The 23,429-nt window shown below is 69.9% G+C and carries 26 protein-coding genes; 13 read left to right on the forward strand and 13 right to left on the reverse strand.

Features of this window, described 5'->3' with window-relative positions:
* Positions 1–27 precede the first annotated feature (27 nt).
* Positions 28–690 carry an endonuclease NucS gene (nucS, locus tag ACIBKY_RS06795; RefSeq protein ID WP_397094983.1) on the reverse strand — a complete coding sequence of 221 codons (663 nt, stop codon included), beginning with the start codon at positions 688–690 and terminating at the stop codon, positions 28–30.
* A 37-nt stretch (positions 691–727) separates the two neighbouring features.
* Between nucS and ACIBKY_RS06800 the strand changes: the two genes are divergently transcribed.
* Genes ACIBKY_RS06800 through ACIBKY_RS06820 form a run of 5 tightly spaced genes read left to right on the forward strand, consistent with a single transcriptional unit; the run spans position 728 to position 4,821 of the window.
* Entirely contained in the window at positions 728–2,176 is a 1,449-nt protein-coding gene (locus tag ACIBKY_RS06800) for a 3-hydroxyacyl-CoA dehydrogenase (RefSeq protein WP_397094985.1), read from the forward strand.
* A complete protein-coding gene (locus ACIBKY_RS06805; RefSeq protein WP_397094987.1) occupies positions 2,173–2,463 on the forward strand; it encodes an ATP/GTP-binding protein in 291 nt (96 codons plus the stop codon). The genes ACIBKY_RS06800 and ACIBKY_RS06805 overlap by 4 nt, the downstream gene beginning before the upstream one ends.
* A gap of 24 nt (positions 2,464–2,487) precedes the next feature.
* Complete coding sequence (locus tag ACIBKY_RS06810; RefSeq protein WP_397094989.1) at positions 2,488–3,195, forward strand: alpha/beta hydrolase; 708 nt, start codon at positions 2,488–2,490, stop codon at positions 3,193–3,195.
* Between the two features lie 49 nt (positions 3,196–3,244).
* A complete protein-coding gene (locus ACIBKY_RS06815) occupies positions 3,245–4,003 on the forward strand; it encodes an SDR family NAD(P)-dependent oxidoreductase (protein ID WP_397094990.1) in 759 nt (252 codons plus the stop codon).
* Positions 4,004–4,026: 23 nt separating this feature from the next.
* On the forward strand, positions 4,027–4,821 hold the full coding sequence (locus tag ACIBKY_RS06820; RefSeq protein ID WP_397094992.1) for an alpha/beta fold hydrolase: 795 nt from the start codon (positions 4,027–4,029) through the stop codon (positions 4,819–4,821).
* On the opposite strand, the gene ACIBKY_RS06825 is transcribed toward ACIBKY_RS06820, so the two are convergent.
* The 3 genes from ACIBKY_RS06825 to mce form a co-directional block, all read right to left on the reverse strand.
* Positions 4,781–5,863: an AI-2E family transporter gene (locus ACIBKY_RS06825; protein WP_397094993.1), complete on the reverse strand. Its 1,083-nt coding sequence runs from the start codon at positions 5,861–5,863 to the stop codon at positions 4,781–4,783. The genes ACIBKY_RS06820 and ACIBKY_RS06825 overlap by 41 nt on opposite strands.
* Before the next feature lie 107 nt (positions 5,864–5,970).
* On the reverse strand, positions 5,971–7,266 hold the full coding sequence (locus ACIBKY_RS06830) for a DivIVA domain-containing protein (protein WP_397094994.1): 1,296 nt from the start codon (positions 7,264–7,266) through the stop codon (positions 5,971–5,973).
* Between the two features lie 192 nt (positions 7,267–7,458).
* On the reverse strand, positions 7,459–7,881 hold the full coding sequence (gene mce, locus ACIBKY_RS06835; protein WP_397094995.1) for a methylmalonyl-CoA epimerase: 423 nt from the start codon (positions 7,879–7,881) through the stop codon (positions 7,459–7,461).
* 84 nt (positions 7,882–7,965) lie between these two features.
* Between mce and ACIBKY_RS06840 the strand changes: the two genes are divergently transcribed.
* Positions 7,966–9,147 (forward strand): acetyl-CoA C-acetyltransferase, encoded by a 1,182-nt coding sequence (locus ACIBKY_RS06840; protein WP_397094997.1) that lies wholly within the window; start codon positions 7,966–7,968, stop codon positions 9,145–9,147.
* A 271-nt stretch (positions 9,148–9,418) separates the two neighbouring features.
* Here the strand turns inward: ACIBKY_RS06840 and ACIBKY_RS06845 are convergent, their stop codons facing one another.
* The 4 genes from ACIBKY_RS06845 to ACIBKY_RS06860 all read right to left on the reverse strand — a co-directional run bounded on the left by ACIBKY_RS06845 (position 9,419) and on the right by ACIBKY_RS06860 (position 11,868).
* A complete protein-coding gene (locus ACIBKY_RS06845; RefSeq protein ID WP_184965887.1) occupies positions 9,419–9,556 on the reverse strand; it encodes a hypothetical protein in 138 nt (45 codons plus the stop codon).
* Between the two features lie 33 nt (positions 9,557–9,589).
* Positions 9,590–9,733 (reverse strand): hypothetical protein, encoded by a 144-nt coding sequence (locus ACIBKY_RS06850; protein ID WP_397094999.1) that lies wholly within the window; start codon positions 9,731–9,733, stop codon positions 9,590–9,592.
* A 145-nt stretch (positions 9,734–9,878) separates the two neighbouring features.
* Entirely contained in the window at positions 9,879–10,529 is a 651-nt protein-coding gene (locus ACIBKY_RS06855) for a DUF4230 domain-containing protein (protein ID WP_397095001.1), read from the reverse strand.
* A gap of 28 nt (positions 10,530–10,557) precedes the next feature.
* Positions 10,558–11,868: a hypothetical protein gene (locus tag ACIBKY_RS06860; RefSeq protein WP_397095003.1), complete on the reverse strand. Its 1,311-nt coding sequence runs from the start codon at positions 11,866–11,868 to the stop codon at positions 10,558–10,560.
* 222 nt (positions 11,869–12,090) lie between these two features.
* On the opposite strand from ACIBKY_RS06860, the gene ACIBKY_RS06865 reads away from it, so the two are divergent.
* The 3 genes from ACIBKY_RS06865 to ACIBKY_RS06875 are packed head-to-tail and all read left to right on the forward strand — an operon-like array spanning position 12,091 to position 14,216.
* Positions 12,091–12,642, forward strand: coding sequence for a MarR family winged helix-turn-helix transcriptional regulator (locus tag ACIBKY_RS06865; protein ID WP_397095004.1), 552 nt, complete (start codon positions 12,091–12,093; stop codon positions 12,640–12,642).
* A complete protein-coding gene (locus ACIBKY_RS06870; RefSeq protein WP_397095006.1) occupies positions 12,626–13,570 on the forward strand; it encodes a tetratricopeptide repeat protein in 945 nt (314 codons plus the stop codon). The genes ACIBKY_RS06865 and ACIBKY_RS06870 overlap by 17 nt, the downstream gene beginning before the upstream one ends.
* A gap of 16 nt (positions 13,571–13,586) precedes the next feature.
* A complete protein-coding gene (locus ACIBKY_RS06875) occupies positions 13,587–14,216 on the forward strand; it encodes an AAA family ATPase (RefSeq protein ID WP_397095008.1) in 630 nt (209 codons plus the stop codon).
* On the opposite strand, the gene ACIBKY_RS06880 is transcribed toward ACIBKY_RS06875, so the two are convergent.
* Entirely contained in the window at positions 14,191–15,333 is a 1,143-nt protein-coding gene (locus ACIBKY_RS06880; protein ID WP_397095010.1) for a phosphatidylinositol-specific phospholipase C1-like protein, read from the reverse strand. The genes ACIBKY_RS06875 and ACIBKY_RS06880 overlap by 26 nt on opposite strands.
* Positions 15,334–15,508: 175 nt before the next feature.
* On the opposite strand from ACIBKY_RS06880, the gene ACIBKY_RS06885 reads away from it, so the two are divergent.
* Positions 15,509–16,918 (forward strand): NAD-dependent malic enzyme, encoded by a 1,410-nt coding sequence (locus ACIBKY_RS06885; protein ID WP_379609143.1) that lies wholly within the window; start codon positions 15,509–15,511, stop codon positions 16,916–16,918.
* Positions 16,919–16,990: 72 nt separating this feature from the next.
* Here ACIBKY_RS06885 and ACIBKY_RS06890 read toward each other — a convergent pair whose 3' ends face one another.
* Together ACIBKY_RS06890 and ACIBKY_RS06895 are read right to left on the reverse strand one after the other, a co-directional pair.
* A complete protein-coding gene (locus ACIBKY_RS06890; RefSeq protein ID WP_397095012.1) occupies positions 16,991–17,407 on the reverse strand; it encodes a hypothetical protein in 417 nt (138 codons plus the stop codon).
* A gap of 88 nt (positions 17,408–17,495) precedes the next feature.
* A complete protein-coding gene (locus tag ACIBKY_RS06895; RefSeq protein WP_397095014.1) occupies positions 17,496–18,869 on the reverse strand; it encodes an MFS transporter in 1,374 nt (457 codons plus the stop codon).
* 67 nt (positions 18,870–18,936) lie between these two features.
* On the opposite strand from ACIBKY_RS06895, the gene ACIBKY_RS06900 reads away from it, so the two are divergent.
* Positions 18,937–19,545 (forward strand): TetR/AcrR family transcriptional regulator, encoded by a 609-nt coding sequence (locus tag ACIBKY_RS06900; protein ID WP_397095015.1) that lies wholly within the window; start codon positions 18,937–18,939, stop codon positions 19,543–19,545.
* A 13-nt stretch (positions 19,546–19,558) separates the two neighbouring features.
* Here ACIBKY_RS06900 and ACIBKY_RS06905 read toward each other — a convergent pair whose 3' ends face one another.
* Positions 19,559–20,266, reverse strand: coding sequence for a hypothetical protein (locus ACIBKY_RS06905; RefSeq protein ID WP_397095017.1), 708 nt, complete (start codon positions 20,264–20,266; stop codon positions 19,559–19,561).
* A 112-nt stretch (positions 20,267–20,378) separates the two neighbouring features.
* Between ACIBKY_RS06905 and ACIBKY_RS06910 the strand changes: the two genes are divergently transcribed.
* Positions 20,379–20,957 (forward strand): YqgE/AlgH family protein, encoded by a 579-nt coding sequence (locus ACIBKY_RS06910; RefSeq protein WP_397095018.1) that lies wholly within the window; start codon positions 20,379–20,381, stop codon positions 20,955–20,957.
* On the opposite strand, the gene ACIBKY_RS06915 is transcribed toward ACIBKY_RS06910, so the two are convergent.
* Positions 20,954–21,568, reverse strand: coding sequence for a TetR family transcriptional regulator (locus tag ACIBKY_RS06915; protein WP_397095020.1), 615 nt, complete (start codon positions 21,566–21,568; stop codon positions 20,954–20,956). The genes ACIBKY_RS06910 and ACIBKY_RS06915 overlap by 4 nt on opposite strands.
* A gap of 147 nt (positions 21,569–21,715) precedes the next feature.
* Between ACIBKY_RS06915 and ACIBKY_RS06920 the strand changes: the two genes are divergently transcribed.
* A complete protein-coding gene (locus ACIBKY_RS06920) occupies positions 21,716–23,311 on the forward strand; it encodes an MFS transporter (RefSeq protein WP_397095021.1) in 1,596 nt (531 codons plus the stop codon).
* The last annotated feature ends 118 nt before the right edge of the window (positions 23,312–23,429 follow it).

Below are 23,429 nucleotides of genomic sequence, written 5' to 3' on the forward strand. Positions count from 1 at the left end.
CGGCGCGTGGTGTCCTCTGTGGGCGGGCTAGAAGAGGGTGGGGTTCTCGGGTTCGATGCCGCGTAGCGCGTCGTAGTCCAGAGTCACGCAGTTGATCCCGCGGTCCGTCGCCAGCACCCGGGCCTGGGGCTTGATCTCCTGGGCCGCGAACACCCCGCGCACCGGCGACAGCAGCGGGTCACGGTTCAGGAGTTCGAGGTAGCGGGTCAGTTGTTCCACCCCGTCGATCTCGCCGCGCCGCTTGATCTCCACCGCGACCGTCGCCCCGGAGGAGTCCCGGCACAGGATGTCCACCGGCCCGATCGCCGTCATGTACTCCCGGCGGATCAGCGAGTACCCGTCGCCCAGCGTCGTGATGTGCTCGGCCAGAAGCTCCTGCAGGTGCGCCTCCACGCCGTCCTTGATCAGGCCGGGGTCCACGCCCAGTTCGTGGGAGAAGTCGTGGAGGATCTCCTCCATCGTCAGGACCAGCTTCTCGCCCGTCTTGCCGTGGGTGACGGTCCAGGTGCCGCCATCCTCCTTGAGCTTGCAGGGCGGATTCATCCAGTTGAGCGGCTTGAAGGCGCGGTCGTCGGCGTGGATGCTCACGCTGTTGTCCGCCTTGATCATGATCAGCCTCGGCGCCATCGGCAGGTGAGCCGTGAGCCGTCCTATGTAATCCACGCTGCATCGCGCGATGACCAGCCGCATGACGGCCCACCCTACCGGCTCTGGAAAACTGGGGGGCATGGCGTTTGAAAAGGTGGGAGTGGTCGGTCTCGGCACGATGGGTGCGGGGATCGCCGAGGTGTTCGCGCGTGCGGGGATACGGGTGATCGGCGTCGAGGCCGATCCCGAGGCGCTCGCGCGGGGGCGCGGGCACCTGGAGAGGTCCACCGGCCGGGCCCTGGACAAGGGGCGGCTCAGCGCTGATGAGCGTGCGGCGATCCTGGGGCGGATCACGCTCACCACCGCGCGCGAGGATCTCGCCGACGCCGACCTGGTGGTGGAGGCGATCCCCGAGATCCTCGAGTACAAGATCGCGTTGTTCGCCGACCTCGACCGGATCTGCAAGCCGGACACGGTGCTGGCCACCAACACCTCGTCGCTGTCGGTGACCGCCGTCGCCGCAGCCACCGGGCGGCCCGGACGGGTGATCGGCATGCACTTCTTCAACCCGGCGCCGGTCATGAAGCTGGTCGAGGTGATCGGCACGGTCATGACGGACGACGGGCTGCCGGAGCGGATCGCGGATCTGTCCCGGGCTCTCGGCAAGACGCCGGTGGTGGTGGGCGACCGGGCCGGGTTCGTGGTCAACAGGCTGCTCCTGCCGTACCGCAACCAGGCCGCGGTGCTGCTGGAGCGCGGCGTCGCGGCGCGCGACGACATCGACACGGCGATGAGGAAGGGCGTCGGGCTGCCGATGGGCCCGTTCGCGCTGCTCGACCTCATCGGGCTCGACACCTCCTACGAGGTCATGGGGGTGCTCTTCGACGAGACGCGCTCCTCGCGCCACGCGCCCGCGCCCGTCCTGCGCGAACTGGTCACCGCCGGGCTGCTCGGCCGCAAAAGCGGTCGCGGCTTCCACGGCGACGAGCCCGTCACCGGCGAGCCGGGCAAAGCGTCCGCGACACGGGTCCTGGTCCGCGGCGAGGGCGCGGAGGAGCTCGCCGCGCGGCTGGCCGCCGCGGGCTTCGGTGAGTCCGACACGCCCGACGTCGTGCTGCGGCTCGGTGAGCGTCCTGTCATCGAGCACGCCGTACGGCATGCCGACCCGTCCCGGGTGGTGGGCATCCACCTCGTGGGCCAGGGCGTCGCGGAAGTCGTCTCGACCGTGCTCACCGCCCCGGCGGCGACCACCGCGGCCGTCGGCCTGATGACGGTGCTCGGCCTGGCCCCGGTGCCCTGCGGAGACCGGGCCGGGTTCGTGGTCGAGGCCCTGCTCTTCCCCTATCTCAACGACGCGGTCAGGATGCACGAGTCCGGCTACGCCTCGATCGCGGACATCGACAACGCCATGCGGCTGGGCTGCGGTTATCCGGCCGGGCCGTTCGAGATGATCGAGAGCATCGGGCCGCGGCAGGTGCGCGACGGCCTGCGCGCCCTCTACGCCGAGTACCGCGAGCCGTCCTACGCGCCCGCACCCCTGCTCGACCAGTTGGTCACCGCGGGCCTGCAGACGTTCCCGCGCGCATGAGCCCCCGCCGCGCCCGCCGCAAGGAGTCGACCCGCCCCAACGCCTTCCCCTCGACCACCGACCGGGTGGAGGAGTGGCCGGACGGGGAGTGGAAGGTACGCATGCTCAGCGGCGCCGGAGCCGCCAAGGACTACCGCTGTCCGGGCTGCGACCAGGAGATCAAGGCGGGCCAGCCGCATCTGGTGAGCTGGCCCAACTGGACCGGCGGCGACGAGGAGCGGCGGCACTGGCACACGGCCTGCTGGCGCAAGAGACTGGACCGCGGTCCCGGCCGTACCCGTTACTGAGTGGCCGTTACTGAAAGGAACGATGTGGAGATCCGCGCGGCGAGCGTGCTGCCCGCCCGGCGTGAGCCGATCGAGTTGCACACCGGTGACGGACTGACCCTGGTCGGCGAGCTGGCCCAGCCCGAGGGCCGCGACCCGGTCGCGACGCTCGTCACCCTGCACCCGCTGCCCACTCACGGCGGCTTCATGGACAGCCACGTCTACAAGAAGGCGGCCAACCGCCTGCCCGCGCTGGCCGACCTGGCGGTGCTGCGCTTCAACACCCGCGGCACCTCCTCCGAGCGCGGCACCTCCGAGGGCGCCTTCGACGGCGGCGAGGGCGAGCGCTACGACGTGGCGGCGGCGCTGGAGTACGCCGAGTACCACGACCTGCCGCGCGTGTGGGTGGTCGGCTGGTCCTTCGGCACGGAGCTGGCGCTGAAGTGGGCGCGCGATCCGCTGGTGGAGGGCGCGATCCTCATGTCGCCGCCGCTGCACAGGGCCGTGGACACCGACCTCGACGCGTGGGCGGAGTTCGGGCGGCCGATGACCGTGCTGGTGCCGGAGTTCGACGACTACCTGCGGCCGGAGGAGGCGCGCAGGCGCTTCGCCCGGGTGCCCCAGGCCGAGGTGGTGGCGGTCGAGGGGGCCAAGCATCTGTGGGTGGGCGAGCCGTACGTGCGCATCGTCCTGAACGAGATCGTCAAGCGGGTGAATCCGGAACGCCACCCGCTGCCCACCGAGGTGCCGTAAGGCTAAGCTCGCCCTGTAGAACGATGTTCTGTGGAGCGAGGAGGCGGGCGTGGACGCGTTCGATCTGACCGGCAAGAAAGCACTGGTCACCGGAGCATCCCGGGGCATCGGCAGAGCGATCGCGCTCGCCTACGCGCGGGCGGGCGCCGACGTGGCGCTGGTCTCCCGCTCGGCCGAGTCACTGGGCGAGGTGGCCAAGGAGATCTCCGAGCTCGGCAGGAGCGCGTTCGTCGTCCCCGCGGACCTGACCGGCAGGGAGGCCGCCGCCGCTGCCGTGCACACCTCGATCGAGGCGCTCGGGCACGTCGACATCGTGGTCAACAACGCCGGAGGCTCCAACTTCCTGGTGGAGTTCAAGGACCTGCGCCTGTCCGGCTGGGACAAGCTCATGCGGCTCAACCTCGACTCGGCCGTCTCCGTCTGCCACACGATCGCGCCGCACCTGCTGGAGCGGGGCTCCGGTTCGGTCATCAACGTCGGCTCCGCGGCCGCCAGGGGCGCGCCCTTTCTCGCGCCCTACGCCGCCGCCAAGGCCGGGCTGGTCGCCCTCACCAAGTCCCTGGCCATCGAATGGGCCCGCGCGGGCGTCCGGGTCAACGCGCTGTGCCCCGGCTGGACGGCCACCGACCTCAACCGCAACCTCTGGCAGGACGAGGCGGCGAGCCGTTCGACGATCGCCTCGGTTCCGATGGCCCGCTGGGGCACCGCCGAGGAGATGGCACACCCCGCCGTATTTCTGGCCAGTCCGGCCTCTGCCTATATGACAGGCCAAGTCCTGTACATCGACGGCGGTCTGACGACAACCTGAACGAAGCGGACTACCGTGAGTCCGTGCAGCTCTACACGAGATCAGCCGGGAACGGTGTCCCGGTCGTCCTGCTCCACGCCTTCCCCCTCTCCTCGGCGATGTGGCTGGCCCAACGCGAAGGGCTGGCCGCCTCGTGCAGGGTGATCACGCCAGATCTGCGGGGGTTCGGCGGATCGCGGCTCGGTGACGACGAGCCGTCGGTCGACGCCATGGCCGACGACGTCGCCGCGATGCTCGACGCGGAAGGCATCGAACGCGCCGTCGTCGGCGGCCTGTCCATGGGCGGCTACGTCACCATGGCCTTCTGCCGGCGCCACCCCGACAGGCTGCTCGGCGTCATCCTGGCCGACACCAAAGCCTCGCCCGACCCCGAGGCGGCCCGCGACAACCGCGAGCGCATCGCCCTGCGGGTGCTCGACGAGGGCCCCGGCGTGCTGGTCGAGGAGGTGCTGCCCGCGCTCATCGGGCGGACCACGCGTGAGCGGCGGGCCATGGTGTTCGGGCGCGTACGCGGGCTGGTGCAGGCCGCGCCGCCCGCCGCGGTGGCCTGGGCGCAGCGGGCGATGGCCGCCAGGCCGGACTCCTTCGACACGCTGAGCGGGCTGAAGGTGCCGCTGCTGGCGATCGTGGGCGAGGAGGACGAGCTCTCGCCGGTGGCCGACGCGGAGGCGATGACGCGGGCCGTACCGGATGGGCGGTTGGAGATCATCAAGAAGGCCGGGCACCTCAGCGCGGTCGAGCAGCCCGAGGCGTTCAACGCCGCTGTGGCCGACTTCGTCAGTTCCGGGCCTGGTGGGGCAGGACGATCTCCCGGATGATCAGGGAGATGGCGGCGGCGACCGGGATGGCCAGCAGCGCGCCGACGATCCCGATCAACGCGCCGCCGAACAGCGCGGCGATCACCGTGACCGCGGGCGTCACGTCGACCGAGCGCTTCATGACGCGGGGGTAGATGAAGTAGTTCTCGACCTGCTGGTAGATCACGAAGAAGATGGCGCAGGCGATGCCGGCGGGAACCGAGCCCAGCAGGGCCACGCCGGTCACGAGCACCGCGCCGATCGTCGCGCCGACGAGGGGGATGAGGTCGGTGAGCGCGACGACGAGAGCGAGCGCCAGGGCGTACGGCACGTTCGCGATGGTCAGGAAGATCCAGCTCAGCACGCCCGCGATGACCGAGATGAGCACGTTGCCGGCGACGTAGCCGCCGATGCCGCTCAGGATCTCCTCGGTGATCGCTCCGGTACGCTCGCGGCGCGTGGCCGGCACGAGCGTGAGCAGGTAGACCTTGATCGTGTGCAGGGAGCCGAGGAAGTAGAGCATCAGCACCAGCAGCGTCACGGTGGTGAACAGGCCGTCCACCACCACGAGCCCCGCGCCCATGATGCCGCTGGCCAGCGTGGTCGCCATGGATCCGGTGAAGAATGAGCGCAGCTGCGACAGGATCTGGTAGTCCTGTTCCAGCGCGCGCAGCGTGGGGTTGTTGCCGAGCTCGGTGAAATAGCCGGGCACCGCGCTGACGAAGTCGGCCAGCTGCTGGCTGACCGGCGGCACGATGGCCACGCCGAACAACGCGAACGCCACGATGACGCCGGCGAAGACGATCCCGATCGCCGTCCGCCTGGACAGGCGGCGCCGCTGGAGGGCCTCGACGGCCGGGTTGAGGCCCACCGCCAGGAACATCGCGACCGTGATGAGGATGATGACGCTCAGCGAGCGTACGACCATCTGGCCGATCGCGATCGCGGTCAGCACGCCGAGCCCGCCGATCAGCCCGAACAGGAACGGCCCGCGGGCCAGCGGTTTGCCCGGCATGCCGTACGGGGGGTGCTCTTCGGCCGGAGTCTCGACCTCAGCTGACAATGGGGGCTCCTGGGACAAATGGGGCGGAGGCAACAAAAAGAGAGCCTAGCGACCATGTGGTCGCCAGGCCCCTTTCAGCCGTCAGTCAAACCCCCCGAGGGCGGGCCTTACTCCTGCCACCACTCGCTGTCGTCGTCCGCCTTGGCCTCCGTCTTGGCGGGTGCGGCAGCGGCCGGCGCGGGCGCCGGCTTGTCGTTGGCGGACGCTGCGATCGCCGGCTTGGCCGGTGCCGCGGCCACCGCGGGCTCCGGCTCCATGCCGGGCAGCGCCGCGCCGCCGAGCAGCTGGCGCAGCTGGGCGAGGTGGCTGGTGATGCTGTCGCGCTGGCGCGTCAGCTCGTCGACCTGGCGCTGCATCGAGGAGCGGATGCGCTCGGCCTCCGACTTGGCCTCCGAGACGATCGTCTCGGCGCTGGACTTGCTGTCGGAGACGATCTGCTCGGAGCTCTTGCGGGCGTTGGCGACCAGCTGCTTGGCGTGGATGTCGGCCTCGCGGCGGGTCTGCTCTGCCTGCTGCGTCGCCTTGGTCGCACGCGACTCCGCCGTGGCCGCGCGCTGCTCGGCCTCGGCGACCAGCTTCTGCGTGTTGGCCTGGGCGGTGGAGTGGCGCTCGGCCTCCTGGCGCTCGGCCTCCTCGCGGCGGGAGGCGAGCTGGATCTCGAACTCCGCCTCGTCCTGGGCCCGCTTGGCCTCGGACTCCTCCAGCACCCGCTGAGCCTGGGCGCGCATCTCGTCGGCCTGGCGCTTGGCCGTGGTCAGGACCTCGTCACGCTCACGCTTGGTCGATGCGCGGAGCTGGGCCACCTCGCGCTCGGTGGTCGTGCGGAGCTTGGCGATCTCACGCTCGGCGTCGGCGCGCTTCTCCGCCACCTCGTGGTCGGCGGTGGCGCGCAGCTTGGCGGCCTCACGCTCGGTCGTGGCAGTCAGTTCGTCGGACTCGCGGCGCGCGGTGCCGCGGATCTCCTCGGCGTCCCGCTCGGCGCTGGTGCGCATGTCGTCGGTCTCACGCGTGGCCTGGGCGCGCTTCTCGGCGGCTTCGGCCTCGGCGGCGGCGCGTACGTCCGCCGCCTCCACCTTGGCCGCTGCCTTGACCTCGTTGGCCTCGGAGCGCGCGGCCTGCACGAGCTCGGTGGCCTGCTCCTCGGCCAGGCGCAGCAACTGCTCGATGCGGGCGCCGAGACCGGAATAGGTGGGGCGCTCCTGCTCCTGCAGCTGGCGCTGGGAGTCGGAGAGGTCGCGCTGAATGTTGGCGAGCTGTTCGCGAGACTGACGCAACTCGCCGTCGAGTTGCTTCAGGTGGTCGTGGACCTGGTGGCGGTCATAGCCACGCAGCACCACGTCGAATTCGCGAGCTGGGGCGTCCTCGAAGAAATTGTTGAGCTGGGCGTCGATGTCGGACTGCATGGAGGCTCGATCCTGGGTTGTCGAGACGGCTACATCGGCCGGACGGGGGGTTCGGGGCATCCGAGCCAGGAGCCTGTGCCTCACGGCAGGCTCCATGTCCGGTGGAAAGCCAGCGTACTCCGCTGGTGCCGCCTTGGAGGCCCCGTCCAACTATCTGCGTGACTAGTTACATATGAACGTTTTTTGCATTTCCTAGGGCCTGGCCGCTTGGACAAGCTCCGTCAGCATTCCTCCCACGTCCTTGGGGTGCAGAAACGCGATCGAAGATCCCATCGAGCCATGACGGGGGTGTTCGTCGAGCAGCCGGACGCCCTTGGCCCCGATCTGCTCCATTGCCCCTGCCACGTCGGGCACGCCGAAAGCGACGTGGTGGACGCCCTCGCCGCGCCTTGCCAGGAATTTGCCCACGGGGGAGTCCGCGTTCAGCGGCTCCAGGAGCTGGATGTAGGAGCCGCCGCCCTCGCCGTCCGCGATGTGCAGCATCGCCTCCTTGACGCCCTGCTCCTCGTTGACCTCCCTGGCGACGACGGTCAGCTCGAACAGGCCGGAGAAGAGCGCGATCTTCTCCTCCAGGTCGTTGCAGGCGATCCCGATGTGGTCGATACGCATGAACATGTGTGGCCTACCTCCATGGCGGTCATCCAGGTACCCGTGGGTATGGTGTCAAACGACCCCTCGTGTGCACAGGAGGCCCCTGACATGTCTGGTTCCGTCATCGTCGCCGGAGCGCGCACGCCGATCGGCAGGCTGCTCGGCTCGTTGTCCGGATTGTCCGCCGTTGAGCTTGGCGGCGTCGTTATCAAGGCTGCCCTGGAGCGTTCCGGGGTCAGTCCCGACCAGGTCCAGTATGTGATCATGGGCCAGGTGCTCCAAGCGGGCGCCGGCCAGATTCCGTCGCGCCAGGCGGCGGTCAAGGCGGGCATCCCCATGACCGTGCCCTCGCTGACCGTCAACAAGGTCTGCCTGTCGGGCCTGGACGCCATCGCCCTGGCCGACCAGCTCATCAGGGCCGGCGAGTTCGACATCGTGGTGGCCGGCGGCATGGAGTCGATGTCCAACGCGCCGCACCTGCTGCCCGGCCTGCGCAAGGGCGTCAAGTACGGCCCCGCCGGCATCGTCGACTCCATGGCCCACGACGGCCTGTTCTGCGCCTTCGACCAGGTGGCCATGGGCGAGTCGACCGAGCGCTACAACGCCCGCCTCGGCATCGGCCGCGAGGAGCAGGACGCCTTCTCGGCCAGGTCCCACCAGCTCGCCGCGGCCGGCATCAAGAACGGCCTGTTCGACGACGAGATCGTCCCGGTGGAGATCCCCCAGCGGCGCGGCGAGCCGATCGTGGTCAAGGACGACGAGGGCGTACGCGGCGACACCACTCCGGAGACGCTGGCCAAGCTGAGGCCGGCCTTCGCCGCCGACGGCACGATCACCGCGGGCTCGGCCTCGCAGATCTCCGACGGCGCCTGCGCGGTCGTGGTGATGTCGAAGGCCAAGGCCGAGGAGCTGGGCCTGCCCTGGCTGGCCGAGATCGGCAGGCACGGCAACGTGGCGGGACCGGACGCCTCGCTGCAGTCGCAGCCCGCCAACGCCATCAAGCACGCGCTGTCGAAGCAGGGGTTGAGCGCCGAGGACCTGGACCTGGTGGAGATCAACGAGGCGTTCGCCAGCGTGGTGCTGCAGTCGGTGAAGGAGCTCGGCATCCCGATGGACAAGGTGAACGTCAACGGCGGCGGCATCGCGGTCGGGCACCCGATCGGCGCCTCGGGCGCGCGCATCGTGCTGGCGCTCGCCCACGAGCTCAGGCGCCGCGGCGGCGGACTGGGCGCGGCCGGGCTGTGCGGCGGCGGCGGCCAGGGCGACGCGCTGATCATCCGCGTTCCCTGACCGCACGGAAAGCCCGTGACCGCACGAATCCCGTGACCGCGCGGAGGGCTCCGGGCCGCGCGGAAACCCCTGGGCGCGCGGGAACCCTGTGCGCGTGGGAAACCCCTGGGGCGCGAAGAGCCCTCTCGGCGCGCAAAAGCCCCTAGGGGCAGAAAAGCGACAAAAAGGCCGCGTGGCGGGAACTCGCCATGCGGCCGGGCCGGTGTGTACGGCTAGGGAGGCAGTTTGGCCCGGCCGCGAGGGAGGTGGCGGCCGGGCCATCGTGCGGTGGTCATGAGGACAGGAACTTGGCGAACACCGAGCGACGCCCGGTCTTACGCGCCTCGCGGGCCCGCCGGTGCTCGGCGGCGGCCTTGCGAAGCTCCTCTGCGTGGTTCTTCATCACGGTGTACTCGAGTTCTGCGTTCATCGGAACCTCCTGGGGTCGTAAGGGGGGAAGGTCTTAGTGGGAGAGAAGCTTGGCGAAGACGGAGCGGCGGCTCTTGCGGCCCTTGCTCGCCTCCACGGCCCGGCGGTGCTCGGCGGCCACGCGGCGCAGCTCCTCGGCGTGGTTCTTCATGAGCGCGTACTCAAGCTCGGCGTTCATTTCGGGTGACTCCCGGTGTCTTGGTGCTGTTGTTTCCTTGCACTCTTAAGACTCCTCCTAAGGCCCACCCCGCCACATCGGGCGGATGCCTTATCTGTGTGCCTCAGGCGGGTCCGGGAGTACCTAGACGGGGTCCCGGGCCTCCCTAGGGTTCGTCCGAGAACTTGACGGTGACCTTGGAGAAGCCCAGTGACTTCAGCAGTCCCTGGAGCATGACCTTGGTGTTGGCGTCGGCGCGGGCGCGCAGGTCACTGGCGGTGGCCGCCTCGGCGATCTTCTTCTCGGCCAGGACGTACAGCTCGCGCTGGTCGGTGGGGCTGGCCGACAAGAAGTCCTCGACCCGGTCGAGCAGGCCGCGCTGCTGGGCGAAGACGTAGGAGCGGTTGTTGTCGATGTTGGGCTTCTCCAGCTGGGCCCGGGGCAGGCGCAGGGTGACCTGGGTGCGGTCCTCGGAGACGGTCACGGCGTCCTTGGCGAGGCCGGAGAAGTCGACGTAGGCGTCGACGCCGCCGGAGCCGACGAACAGGGTGCGGCTGCCCTTGATGGCGTCGGGCAGGAAGTTGGCGTCCTTCTCCAGGTCGACGACCACCTGGAAGGTGCCGGTGGCCGCCTCGAAGCGGCTCAGGTCGTGGATCGACTGCAGGAGCACCGGCTGGCTGCGGTCGATGGTCTGCTCGCCGAGGGGGTTCCACCAGGCCCAGGCCAGGCGCCCGCCGACGATGAGCAGGGCGGCGAGTACGAGGAGCCCGGCGATATGGCGCCACCTGCGACGTCGCGTCAGGGGAGATGTCGTCATGCGGGCAGTACTACCCGCATGACGATCATCATTGCCAGCTCTGGGGTGACATTCCTGTCGGATACACCGGATATATCGGCGTTGGCGAGGCCGGTACGGCACTGGCCATGGGCCCACCGCCGAAGTGGGTCCCCGACAGCCTGCACGACTGGAACTCGTTGTAGAACATGCGCAGCCACTCGCGGCGCTGCGGCTCGCTCAGCCCGGAGAACCACGCCGCGGCGTACTGGTGCTCGGGCAGCGGCCCGCCCGGCAGCGGCTCGCCGCGCAGCCACGCCATGACGATGTCGCGGTAGCCGTCGGAGGGGGAGTCGGCGCACTTGGCCGCCAGCGACTCGATGTAGGCGTAGGCGGCCTCGTCGGCGAACCCGGCCGACAGGTCGGGCACGTGGATGGCGGCCAGCCCCGAGGCGGACTTCAGCGGCTCGCCGAGCGGGCGCTGCTCCACCCTGGTGAAGGCGGCGGGCGTACCGGACAGGCGGGATGCGATCTTGGTGAAGGTGGCGCCGAGCTCGGTCAGCCCGCCGCGCATGCCCGGGTGAACACAGACAGTGATCGGCCAGTCCTGGCAGCTGTAGGCGATCGCCTGCGCCGCGGCGGGCTTGGGGTCGGTCAGCAGCCGCGCCACCCCCGTCCCCGCCGCCATCACGGCCAGCAGCGCGCAGGCCAGCACCAGGGCCTGCCGCGTCACCATGGCCGCCCAGCCGAGCAGCAGCGCGGCGGTGATCCCGATCAGCCACAACGTCTGGTCGAGGAAGGCCGCCCCGCTGAGCCCCTGGAACAGGTCATACGGCTCGCCCGTCCCCGGCGCCAGCCGGTCGGCCCACGGACGCCCCTCGGCCAGCCAGGTGAACAGCCCGTAGCAGGCGATCCCCGCCACCGGCGGCATGAAGGGGTAGGGCAGCAGCCATCCGGCGACCCACCCGACGACGGAGTAGAGCGCCAGCCCCGCCATGCCCATGCCGAGCCCGGACAGGCTCAGCCGGCCCGCCTGCTCGGTCAGCACCGTCTTGATCGCGAGCACGAGCACGGTGGCGGCGAACGAACCCGTCACGACCACCAGGATGGCCAGCGGCGCCTTCAGCGCGCGCCAGGTCGACAGAGAGCGTCCCCGCAGCGCGCGCCGCTTGCGCAGCGCCACCCACGCGGCGAAGGCCGCCGCCACCGGGCCGGTCAGCCGGAGCGAGCCGATGACGGCGGCGACGATGTTCTCCCAGGCGTCGACGCCGGGGATGAGCACGCTCCACGCCGCCATCAGGCCCAGAGCGAGCAGGACCGCGACGGTGACCGCCGCGCTGTGCTTCAGCTCCTCGCGAGTGACACCCGCGTGCTCACGCACAGAAAACCCCGTTGACGTACATCAAAAGCACCCCCCGTGCCCTTGGCGCCGCGAAGCTGAGGTGTCCGGGCCGTCCCCACGGCTTCTTCCGAACTTTGCGCTCCGCGTCACCTTCCGTGCGAGAACCATAACTGAGCGTGATGATTGAAGGCGGCGTTCTTGGTCAAGCTTGTGCGTCCGGCTCCGCTACGTAATCAGACGAACCAGCGCTAACGTAGCGCTGTGCCACAGCCGAAGTCGCTCAACCTGCCGTTCGATCCCATCGAACGCGCCGCCGAGACCTGGCGTGTTCACTTCGGGCCCTCTTCCGCCATGGCCGCCGTTACTTCGATCATGAGAGCGCATCAGATCCTGCTGTCGCAACTTGACTCGCTCCTTAAGCCTTACGACTTGACCTTCGCGAGGTACGAGGCATTGGTCTTGTTGACCTTCAGCAGAACCGGCGCGCTCCCGCTGTCGAAGATCGGCGAACGCCTCATGGTCCATCCCACGAGCGTCACCAACACAGTCGACAGGCTGGAACGGTCGGGCCTGGTCACCCGCCTGCCCAACCCGCGCGACGGCCGCGGCGTGCTCGCCGAGATCACCGACACGGGCCGCGAGGCCGTGCGCCGCGCGACCGCCGACCTCATGGGCGCGGAGTTCGGCATGGAGATGTACGGCGAGGCCGAGCTGAAGCAGATGTTCGACCAGCTGCGCACTCTCAGGGTGGCGGCTGGTGACTTCCGCACGTCCTCCATGCGGCAAGATGAGGAGCATGGCGGACTTCTCTAGGCCCGGGTCGCTCTACGGAGCGGTGGACTTGGGCGCGCGTAAGCAGGCACTGGAGGCGCAGGCCAGGCGGGAGGCCGCGGGTCCCCAGGCCGCGTCGGCGTCGGTGGCCGACGTCACCGAGGCGACGTTCACGACCGAGGTCATCGACCGTTCGATGACGGTGCCGGTCATCCTCGACCTGTGGTCGCCCCGGGCGCCGGGCAGCGCTCAGCTCAGCCCCGCGCTGGAAAAGGTGGTCGCCGGGATGGGCGGGCGGGCCGTACTGGCGAAGGTGAACGTGGACGCCAGCCCGCAGATCGCGCAGGCGCTGCGCGTGCAGGCGGTGCCGACGGTGCTGGCGATCTTCCAGGGCCAGGCGGTGACCGGCTTCCAGCAGGTGCTGCCCGAGGCGGAGATCCAGCGCTGGCTGGATGAGCTGATGGGCGCGGTCGAGCAGTTCTACGAGGCCAACCCCGACGCCCGCCCGCAGCTTCAGGAGGACGAGGCACAGGAGCCGCAGGCCCAGGCCGAACCGCCGGCGGACCCCGACCTGCTGGCCGCCGAGCAGGCGATCGACAAGGGCGACCTCGACGAGGCCGAGGCGGCCTACCAGCGGTTGCTGGCCCGTGTGCCGGGCAACGAGGACGCCAGGATGGGCCTGGCCGGGGTGGGGCTGATCAAGCGCACGATGACGGCCGACCCCGACGAGGTGCGGCGCCGCGCCCAGGACCCGGCCGACATCGACGCCCAGTTGCTCTCGGCCGACCTGGAGATGCTGGCCGGATCGGTGGACGATGCGTTCGCGCGGCTGGTGGGCGTGGTCAAGCGCACCTCGGGCGACGAGCGGGAGAAGGCGCGCAGGCACCTGCTCGGCCTGTTCGACGCGCTGCCGGCCGAGGACCCGTCGCTGGCCAAGGCGCGCCGGGCCCTGGCGAATGCCCTCTTCTGACGTCTAACCTGGAGATATGCGGGTCGTCACGATTTCGGCGACGTACGGCACGGCCGGGCACCTGATCGGTCCGGCCGTGGCCGAACGGCTTGGTGTGCCCTTCGTCGACCGCGCGATCCCCAGCGCCGTGGCCCAGGAACTGGGCTGCTCGCTGGAGGAGGCGCTGGCTCACGACGACCGGGCGGAGCACGGCCTCGGCCGGCTGCTGTCCGGCGCGATGCGGCTGCCGACGGTCACGTTCGGCGGTGTGGACATGTACGTCCCCGGCGTCCTGCCGCTGGCTCCGGAGGAGTTCGTACGCAGGACCGAGCGCACGATGAAGGAGACGGCCCGGGAGACGGGCGGCGTCTTCCTAGGCCGGGCCGGAGCCGTGGTGCTGGCCGACCACCCCGGCGCTCTGCACGTGCGGCTGGACGCCCCGCTGAAACGCCGGATCGCGCAGACGGCCACCCTCTCGGAGGTCTCCGAGAAGGAGGCGCGTCACACGATCGAGGACAACGACCGGGCCCGCACCGCGTACGTGCGGCACTTCTACCGGGTGGATCCGGCCGAGCCCTGCCAGTACCAGTTGGCCGTGGACAGCACGCTGATCCCGGTGCCGGTCTGCGTGGAGCTGATCGTCACTGCTGCCGTAGCCCTGGACTGACGTCCAGCCGGTGGTCGCGGCAGCCCCTCGGGGCGCTGACCGGGTTGCACCGGGCCGTGGCTCCGCCCGGCAGTTCGCCCACGTACTCGGAGCCGTTGCGCGCCGACAGGCCGATGACGGGGAAGTCGGTGCTGACCATCTGGGCGCCGCTCTCCAGGGCCGACCGCAGCCGCGTGGTGTCGCCGGAGCGGGCTTCGGTGAAGGGCACGTCCGAGCGGGTACGCACGTAGTAGCCCTTCTTCACGAACTCCCGGATCTGGGCGACGTTGGCGCCGAGCGGGTCGTTCCAGCCGATGAAGGCGGCGTCGGGGCGGCCGGGGCGGGAGTTGGTGAACAGCACCCTGCCCTCCAGGCTCGGCCGTCCCGACAGGTAGTGGGCCTGCAGGGCGGGATCCTGGTTGTCCATGAAGAACATGACCTTGCCGCGGGAGCGGTCGAGGCGCGGCCAGCCGTACTTCAGGACGGACTCCTCAAGCGTGCGGCCGGCCCTGCGGACGCCGTCGGGCGTGATGAGCCGCTCGCCGGGGAAGACCGAGCGGATCTCCGCGTCGAGGGCGTCCAGCAGGGCCGTGTCCCACGGCGGGCTCTTGGCGCCGCCCATCGCCTCCTTGGCGGGGTCGGTGCGCTTGAGCTCGGTCAGGATGGTGATCGGCACGTGGCCGGGGTTGGCGTCGGACCACTGCTTGACCTGGCGCAGGCACTTGACCAGCGACGAGCAGTTGGAGGCGTAGTCGTGGTCGCCCCAGTGCAGGACCTTGAAGCCGGGCTTGGCCAGGTCGGGGTCGGTCAGCGGGGGCAGTCCGGCGTCGCGGCGCACCAGCGGGCTGCCGTAGAGGCCGCCCTTGGGGTCGGGGAAGACGTCCAGCTCGATGCCTCGTACGTGCTGGGCGGCGAACTGGTTGGGGATGGCGGTGTGCGAGTACTGCAGATTCCACCAGTTGCGGTCGGTCCTTCGCTGGACGTCCTTCTCCTCGTCGGTCAGCTCCAGGTGGTAGCTGTTGTGCGTCGCCATGGTCTGGACGTGGTTGACGCGAAGTTCGTTCCCGGTCGCCGTCGCGGGCGCCGCTGTGGTCAGAAGGGCCAGCGCGGTGGCGGCCAGCAGGGCGGGGGTGCGCAATGGTGCTCCTCGTGCAGGGGGTACGGGACGACCCTTGGGGGAGTAGATGAACGCCCTGTAAGGACATTTCCTGATCTTTGGGGAAATATCCGGGAACATCAGCTGTGGGATCGTCCACTCGCGAGAAGTGGCACCATGGAAGGCACTCTTGGTCAGGCCCTGAAGGAGCGATGACGTGGCGACCGTTCCGAGTGTGTCTTACTCCATCACCGTGCGGCTGGAGGTGCCCGCCGGCGGCAAGGCCGTCAGCGCGCTCACCCACGCCGTGGAGACCGCCGGCGGCGTGGTCACCGCCCTCGACGTCAACACCGCGGGCCATGACAAGCTCCGCATCGACGTGACCTGTGCCGCGCGCGACACCGACCACGCGCAGGCCATCGTCGACCAGCTCGAGGCCATCGAGGACGTGGTCATCCACAAGGTCTCCGACCGGACCTTCCTGATGCACCTCGGCGGCAAGATCGAGATGAAGTCGAAGGTGCCGCTGCGCAACCGCGACGAGCTGTCGATGGCCTACACCCCCGGTGTGGCCCGCGTCTCGATGGCCATCGCGCGCAACAAGGAGGACGCGCGCCGCCTGACCATCAAGCGCAACACCGTCGCGGTGGTCACCGACGGCTCGGCCGTGCTCGGCCTGGGCAACATCGGCCCGGAGGCCGCGCTGCCGGTCATGGAGGGCAAGGCGGCGCTGTTCAAACGCTTCGCCGGCATCGACGCCTGGCCCATCTGCCTGGACACGCAGGACGTCGACGAGATCGTCCGCACCGTGCAGGTGATCGCCCCCGGCTTCGGCGGCATCAACCTGGAGGACATCTCCGCGCCCCGCTGCTTCGAGGTCGAGCGCCGCCTGCGCGAGCTGCTCGACATCCCCGTCTTCCACGACGACCAGCACGGCACCGCCATCTGCGTGCTCGCCGCGCTCACCAACGCCCTGCGCGTGGTCCGCAAGGAGATCGGCCAGGTCAGGATCACCATGGCGGGGGCCGGTGCGGCGGGCAACGCCGTACTGCGGCTGCTGCTGGCCGCGGGCGCCCGCAACGTGATCGTCTGTGACTACCTCGGCGCGGTCCACAAGGGCCGCGAGGACCTCGACGAGTCGCTGCGCTGGATCGCCGAGCACACCAACGCCGAGGGCTACTCCGGCGACCTGCGTGGCGCGGTGAAGGGCGCGGACGTCTTCGTGGGCGTCTCGGCCCCCGGCATCCTCAACGGCGACGACATCGCCACCATGGCCGACGACGCGGTGGTCTTCGCGCTGGCCAACCCGGAGCCCGAGGTCCAGCCCGACGACGCCCGCGAGCACGCGGCGGTCGTCGCCACCGGCCGTTCCGACTACCCCAACCAGATCAACAACGTGCTCGCCTTCCCGGGCGTCTTCCGCGGCCTGCTCGACGCGCAGGCGGGCGGGGTGACGCAGGAGATGCTGCTGGCCGCCGCCGGAGCGCTGGCCGCCGTGGTGACGCCGGAGGAGCTGGGGCCCAACTACATCGTCCCGAGCGTGTTCCACCCTGACGTGGCCACCGCCGTCGCGGCTGCCGTCCGCGAGTCCGCCGGCGGCCGGGCCCGCGGTTTCACCGAGGCCTGATCCATCTGGTGGGGCCCGCACGGGAGCTCTCCATCCCGTACGGGCCCGGCTCCGGCGGGCGTCCTGGGCCGTCTAGAAGATGCCCGTCACCGTGTTCGACCGGATCTTCTTCGTGACGCCCGTGGACGGGTCGAAGACCTGGGCGATGGCGAAGATCTCGTCCGGCTCCACCGGGTCCTCGTCGAGGTCCGCGCAGGCCACCGTGAACACGGCGGAGTAGTCGCCGTTGAGCGCGGTCGAGAAGGGACCCTCCCTGACCAGCTCGTCATCGGTGAACAGGTCCTCGCCGAACAGGCGGATGGCCAGGTTGTCCCGCTCTGTCGCGCCCACGTGGGCGTGGCCCTTGACGGTGACCAGGCACTTGACGTTGGTGACCTTGCTGATGACCAGCAGCGCGCTGTCGGGCGCGGCACTGGCCGCCCCCGAGAGGGCGGCCAGGGAAAGGGCGCCGGCCGCGAAGAAGGCGGCCAGCCGGCGTCCAGTGCGCATGTTGTGCTCCATAGGCCGGGCGGGCTCCGCTGCCCGCCGTCACTTCTAGGGCGTTCCGGCACGTGCCAGGGTGTTCCGCCGCGTTCCGTCAGACTCTGCGGATGAGGGTGGCGACCAGGGCCAGGGCGGCGTTGACCAGGACGGCGACCGTCACGCCCTGCAGGACCGTGCCCATCGCGGCGGTGGCGACGGCGCTCATCACCGGGATGCCCATCGTGATGCCGACCTGCTGGGTCATCGTGGCCAGGCCGGTGGCCAGGCCCTGCTCGGAGTCGGGCAGGCCGGAGGTGGCGCTCACCATGAAGCCGACGATGGCCACCATGTTGCCGATGCCGCCGATGAAGGTGGCGACGAGCAGCAGCCAGATCCAGCCCTGCGAGGCGCCGAGCAGGCCCAGCGAGGCGGTGGCCACGCCCTGCACCGCGAACCCGGCCAGCAGCGCCCCCCGGTTGCCGACCCTGGACAGCACCCTGGGCGCGACCACCCCGCCGATGACGGTGCCGGCGCCGAGCACCCCGAACGCCAGCCCGGTCGCCAGCGCCGAGTAGCCGAGCACCTTCTGCAGGTAGAGGGTGAGCAGGAACACCAGCGAGGTCTCGGTGGCGAAGGCGAGCAGCCCGGCCAGGTTGCCCCAGGTGACGGTGGGACGGGCGAGGACCGACACCGGCACCAGCGGGTACGCCGCGCGCCGCTCGACGAACCAGAACACCACCAGCAACACCAGCCCGGCGGCCAGCGCGCCCAGCCCGAGCGGGTCGGCGAAGCCGTGCTCGCCGGCCCTGGTCAGCCCGTACACCAGGGCCAGGAGGCCGCCGGTCACGGTGATCGCGCCGGGGAGGTCCATCTTGGGCCGCTCCTCCTGGCGGCTCTCGGCCAGGACGGCGGGGGCGGCCAGGAGCACGGCCAGCGCCACGGGCACGTTGACGAAGAACGCCCATCGCCAGCTGAGCAGGTCGGTCAGCAGCCCGCCGAGGATCGCGCCCGAGGTGAACCCGGCCGACATCAGCGCGCCGTTCAGCCCGAGCGCCCGCTCGCGCAGCGGACCCTCGCGGAAGGAGGTGGTCAGCAGCGAGAGCCCGGCGGGCGTGACGATCGCGGTGGCCAGTCCCTGCGCCACCCGGGCCGCCAGCAACATCCCCGGCGAGGTGGCCAGTCCGCCGGCCAGCGAGGACAACCCGAGCAGCGCCATCCCGGCCAGGAAGAGCCGCCGCCGTCCGAACAGGTCGGCGATGCGCCCGAACAACAAGGTGAATCCGGCCGCCGCCAGCGCGAACGTGGTCGCCACCCACTGCAGATCCGCCAGCGCGAACCCGAGTCCCGAGCCGATCACGGGCAGCGCGACGTTCAGGATGGAGAAGTCGACGGCCAGCATGAACTGGGAGCCGAGCAGCAGCACGAGGATCAGCTTCTGCCGGGCGGTCATCCGGGCGGACGTGTGAGTCCGCTCCGCGAGTACGGTCATCTCAGCCCCTTAATGGGTCATTCGTTCCGTTAAGATGGACACGAAGGTAACACACAAAGGAGCCTTAATGGAACAGCAGTCCCGTTTGGCCGGAACGGTACGCCCCGGCGGGCGCACGGCTCGTACCCGCGCCGCCGTGCTGGAGGCGACCCAGGACGAGCTGGTGGAGTGCGGCTTCCACGGCCTGAACATGGACCGCGTGGCGGCCAAGGCGGGTGTGGGCAAGACCACGGTCTACCGCCGCTGGGGCGATCCCGCGGGCCTGGTCACCGACCTGATGGCCGAGCTCGCCGAGTCCTCCGCGCCGCACGCCGACACCGGCGGGATCGAGGGCGACCTGCGGGCCAACGCGCTCAACGTCCTGGGCGCCGTCACCGACCCCCGCCTGGGCGCGACCTTCCAGGCCGTCATCGCCGCCGCGACCGGCAACGAGGCGGCGGCCGCGGCCCTGAGCGACTTCTACCTGCGCCGCATCCGCGCCTGGGCCCCGGTGGTGGACCGGGCCGTGGCCCGCGGCGAACTGCCCGAGGGCACCGACGGGATGGAGGTGATCAGGGCGGTCTCCGCGCCGCTGTACTACCGCCTGCTGGTCACCAGGGAGCCGGTCGACGAGAAGGTCGCCGAGCGCGCCGCCGCCCGCGCGCTGGCGGGCGCGCGGGCGGGTGCGTTCACGTGAGCGTTCGGCTCCGCTAGAGGGTGGACTCCGGGCGCCGGTAGTTCTGCCGGGGCCAGAGCGAGCCGTACCACCAGACGATGCCGCCGGTCAGGACGAGCCCGCCGGCGGTGGCGAGCTTGCCCATCAGGTCGGCGGGCGGCCCGGTGAAGGGGAGTTCGTCGTCGTCGCAGTCGCCCCGGCGGCAGTCGTCCTCGTCGTCGTCCCAGCAGGGTTCACCGCGATCGCAGTCGTCGTCGTCCCAGCAGTCCTCGCCCCGATCGCACTCCTCGTCGTCCCAGCAGGGCTCGCCGCGATCGCAGTCGTCCCACTCGCGGCCGCGGTCCCAGGCGCGGCGGTGGTTGCCGCCGCACTCGTTGCTCACCTGGTCGCGGGAGACGAGCTTGTCGCGTGAGTCCTGGGTGGTGTAGAAGGTCTCGATCTCGACGCGGCGCTGGTGGCCGAGCTTGATGCGCTTGGTGTAGTTGCGGCGGGCTTCGAGCGTGCCGGTGTCGACGGTCTCGTCGTCGCGGGTGATCTGGAATTCGGCCTGGTAGTCGCTGGTGCTGCGGAGCCGGACCTCGACGGTCCTGTTGCCGCAGTCCGGCCTGCCGACGTGAACGGTGAACGGCGAGTCGGGCGACGGCCGTTCGGGCGCGGTGGCCGCGAACGCCGCGGAGGTGAGGAGCAATGCGCCCAGAGGGGCCGCCAGTGCTGCCAGAGTGAGGCGGGTGCCAATGGTCATAGCTTCCCCCAGCATGGTGATCTTTGCTACCTACAGTGCCCGTTTGATAGCACTGAGTAACATCAGTAACCCGGGGCAGCGGGATGGCCTACTCCTCCCTCATGATGGAGGTATGGCGGAGGCGATCTACGTGGGCGGGTTGTTGGTGGCGACTCCGCTGCTCGACGACCCGAACTTCCGGCGTAGCGTCGTGCTGATCTTGGAACACGACCTCGACGGCGGCACGCTCGGCGTGGTGCTGAACCGGCCGAGCGACGTCTCGGTCACGCAGGTGCTACCCGTGTGGGACCCGCTCGTGACCGGGCCTTCGGTGCTGTTCGAGGGCGGTCCGGTGCAGACGGACAGCGCGCTGGCGCTGGCGGCGGTGCCGAGCGGGGAGGAGCCTCTGGGCTGGCGGCGCCTGCACGCGGGCACGCCGGCGGTCTCCCGCCTCGGCACGGTGGATCTGGACGCGCCGCCGGAGATCCTGCAGGGCGAGATCGCGCAGATGCGGATCTTCGCCGGCTACGCGGGCTGGAGCGCCGGCCAGCTGGAGACGGAGATCGCCGAGGGTCACTGGTACGTCGTCGACTCCGAGTCCGGCGACACCTTCCATGACGATCCCGGCACCCTGTGGCGGCGGGTGCTCAAACGGCAGCCGGGCGAGCTGGCGTTCGTGGCCACCTGTCCGGACGACCCGTCGCTGAACTAGGTGTCCCAGCCGGGCTTCAGTGAACGTTCGGCGATCGCCAGCGTCTGCTCCATGCGCTCGACGATGGCCCGTATGTTCGTGGGCTCGTAGGGGCACTCGAAGCCGACCCGCATGGTGGCCATGGCCCAGGCGACGATGAGGTGGGAGAGCTGATCGGCCGGGTCGACGCCGCGGCGGCGGGCGATGATCTCGGTGAGGCGCAGCTCGGTCGCGGCGCCGCGGGCGACGGACTTGCCGACGAGGGCCGGGTTGTTCTCGAAGAGTTTGCGGAGTTTGAGGAACCGCTCGGCGTCTTCGGGCGTTGAGCCCTGCATGTCGTGAATCACCGCACGCAAGGCGTGCGTCAGCGAGGTGAACGGCGGTTCGCCCGCCGGTCGGCTGTCGAGGGTCTCCGTCATCGTCTCCTCCCCCTGCTCGTGGAACCACAGCGGGATGGCTTCCTTGCTGGAGAAGTAGCGGAAGAAGGTCCGGGGCGAGACGTCGACGACCCCCGCTATCTGCTCGACGGTGGTGGCGTCGTACCCTTGTTCGAGGAACAGGTCGAGCGCCACGTCGAGGAGCGCGAGGCGCGTCTTCTCCTTCTTGCGTTCGCGCAGTCCCACAGTCGTCACTCCCTCGAAACCTTCCTGTCACAGTATGACATAAGTCATCGTCTGCCGATTAAAACCCGTTTGTCATTTGTCATCGTATGACATAAGTTACCTGAGTCTTAGGTTACTTATGCCCCGATGTGGGGTGGCAAGCGTAGGGGGACTCGAATGGCGGCTCACGCGAAGGCGACGGTGGAGGCACCGTCGCCCCCAGGCGGGGCTCAATCGGCTATCGGGGGGAATCCGTGGCTGACGCTGCTCGCGGTGTGTCTGGGCGTCATCATGGTGATGCTCGACGGCACCGTCATGGGTATCGCGGCTCCGGTCATGGGCGCAGAGCTGGGCGCGACGCTCTCGGACATGCAGTGGGTGACGAACGGCTATCTGCTCGCGCTGGCGGTCTTCCTGATCACCGCGGGCAAGCTGGGTGACATCTACGGTCACAAGCGGGTGTTCCTGCTCGGTGTCGCGGGATTCGCGATCACCTCCGCGGCCATCGCGCTGAGTGGCTCGGTCACCGCGCTGATCATTTTCCGGGTGCTCCAGGGTCTGTTCGGCGCGCTGCTGCAGCCGGCCGCGCTCGCGCTGCTGCGCTCGGCCTTCCCCAAGGAGCGGCTGAACCAGGCCATGGGCGCGTGGGGCGCGATCATCGGTCTGTCCAGCGCCGCCGGCCCGATCCTGGGCGGCCTGCTGGTGGAGAACGTCAGCTGGCAGTCGGTCTTCTACATCAACGTGCCGGTCGGCATCATCGCGCTGATCATGGGCTTCGTGATCATCAAGGAGAGCCGCGCCGCGAGCCTGTCCAGGATCGACTGGCCGGGTGTGGTGCTGCTGTCCGGCATGATGTTCTCGCTGGTCTGGGCGATCATCAAGGCTCCCGAGTGGGGCTGGACCGACGCGAAGACGCTGATCTTCGCCGCCGTCTTCGTCGTGTTCGCCGCCTCCTTCATCTTCTGGCAGAGCCGGGCCAAGCAGCCGCTGGTCCCGCTGTCGCTGTTCAAGAACCCGTCCATCTCCATCGGCACCGTGCTGATGATGATGGTGGCCTTCGCGATGTTCGGCGCCATGTTCTTCCTGGGCTTCTTCTTCCAGGGCGTGCACGGCCTGACGCCGCTTGAGGCCGGTCTGCGCATGCTGCCGATGAGCGCCGGCATGATCGTCGCCTCGCCGCTGGCCGCCATGGCGATCGGCAAGCTCGGCCCGAAGATCACCATGGCCGTCGGTCTGCTGATCACCGCCTCGGCGATGTTCCTGATGTCGCAGCTCAGCATGGACGCCTCGTTCGTCGAGAGCGGCCTGCCGTTCCTGCTGCTGGCCTTCGGCCTGTCGCCGGTCTTCGTCGGCGCCACCGAGATCATCGTGGGCAACGCCCCGCTGGAGCTGTCCGGCGCGGCCGGTGGCATCCAGCAGTCGGCCATGCAGGTCGGCGGCGCGCTGGGCACGGCGATCCTCGGCGCGGTCATGGCCGGCACCATCTCCGACAAGCTGCCCGGCTACCTCGGTCCCGCCGCCGCCGCGCTCAAGCCCGCGGAGCTGGAGGGCCTGGAGAAGGCCGCCGCGTTCGGCACCGTCCCGCCGCAGGCGACCCAGGGCATGGAGCAGCAGATCATCGACGCGCTGACCAACGCCGTGCACCTGGCGTTCATGGACGGCATGCACACCGCGTTCACGGTCAGCACGATCGTCGCGGTGATCACCGCCGGTCTCGCGCTGTTCGTGCGCTCGGGCCGCAAGATCGAGGGCGAGCCGGTCCACATCGGCTGACCAACCCCTTCATCGACGGCGTACGGCTCCCGCCCCCGGCGGGGGCCGTACCGCTGTCTGAGGGGTGATGGTCAGGTCGAGGGGGGCCGTACCGCTGTCTGAGGGCGATGGTCAGGTC

Source organism: Nonomuraea sp. NPDC050394 (assembly GCF_044459065.1).
GTDB lineage: Bacteria > Actinomycetota > Actinomycetes > Streptosporangiales > Streptosporangiaceae > Nonomuraea.

What these genes read in the sequence shown, in the direction of transcription:
- nucS (WP_397094983.1), bottom strand. Translation starts at nt 690, where the DNA reads ATGCGGCTGGTCATCGCGCGATGCAGCGTGGATTACATAGGACGGCTC.
- ACIBKY_RS06800 (WP_397094985.1), top strand. Translation starts at nt 728, where the DNA reads ATGGCGTTTGAAAAGGTGGGAGTGGTCGGTCTCGGCACGATGGGTGCG.
- ACIBKY_RS06805 (WP_397094987.1), top strand. Translation starts at nt 2,173, where the DNA reads ATGAGCCCCCGCCGCGCCCGCCGCAAGGAGTCGACCCGCCCCAACGCC.
- ACIBKY_RS06830 (WP_397094994.1), bottom strand. Translation starts at nt 7,266, where the DNA reads ATGCAGTCCGACATCGACGCCCAGCTCAACAATTTCTTCGAGGACGCC.
- mce (WP_397094995.1), bottom strand. Translation starts at nt 7,881, where the DNA reads ATGTTCATGCGTATCGACCACATCGGGATCGCCTGCAACGACCTGGAG.
- ACIBKY_RS06840 (WP_397094997.1), top strand. Translation starts at nt 7,966, where the DNA reads ATGTCTGGTTCCGTCATCGTCGCCGGAGCGCGCACGCCGATCGGCAGG.
- ACIBKY_RS06845 (WP_184965887.1), bottom strand. Translation starts at nt 9,556, where the DNA reads ATGAACGCAGAACTCGAGTACACCGTGATGAAGAACCACGCAGAGGAG.
- ACIBKY_RS06850 (WP_397094999.1), bottom strand. Translation starts at nt 9,733, where the DNA reads ATGAACGCCGAGCTTGAGTACGCGCTCATGAAGAACCACGCCGAGGAG.
- ACIBKY_RS06855 (WP_397095001.1), bottom strand. Translation starts at nt 10,529, where the DNA reads ATGACGACATCTCCCCTGACGCGACGTCGCAGGTGGCGCCATATCGCC.
- ACIBKY_RS06870 (WP_397095006.1), top strand. Translation starts at nt 12,626, where the DNA reads ATGGCGGACTTCTCTAGGCCCGGGTCGCTCTACGGAGCGGTGGACTTG.
- ACIBKY_RS06875 (WP_397095008.1), top strand. Translation starts at nt 13,587, where the DNA reads ATGCGGGTCGTCACGATTTCGGCGACGTACGGCACGGCCGGGCACCTG.
- ACIBKY_RS06890 (WP_397095012.1), bottom strand. Translation starts at nt 17,407, where the DNA reads ATGCGCACTGGACGCCGGCTGGCCGCCTTCTTCGCGGCCGGCGCCCTT.
- ACIBKY_RS06895 (WP_397095014.1), bottom strand. Translation starts at nt 18,869, where the DNA reads ATGACCGTACTCGCGGAGCGGACTCACACGTCCGCCCGGATGACCGCC.
- ACIBKY_RS06900 (WP_397095015.1), top strand. Translation starts at nt 18,937, where the DNA reads ATGGAACAGCAGTCCCGTTTGGCCGGAACGGTACGCCCCGGCGGGCGC.
- ACIBKY_RS06905 (WP_397095017.1), bottom strand. Translation starts at nt 20,266, where the DNA reads ATGACCATTGGCACCCGCCTCACTCTGGCAGCACTGGCGGCCCCTCTG.
- ACIBKY_RS06910 (WP_397095018.1), top strand. Translation starts at nt 20,379, where the DNA reads ATGGCGGAGGCGATCTACGTGGGCGGGTTGTTGGTGGCGACTCCGCTG.
- ACIBKY_RS06920 (WP_397095021.1), top strand. Translation starts at nt 21,716, where the DNA reads ATGGCGGCTCACGCGAAGGCGACGGTGGAGGCACCGTCGCCCCCAGGC.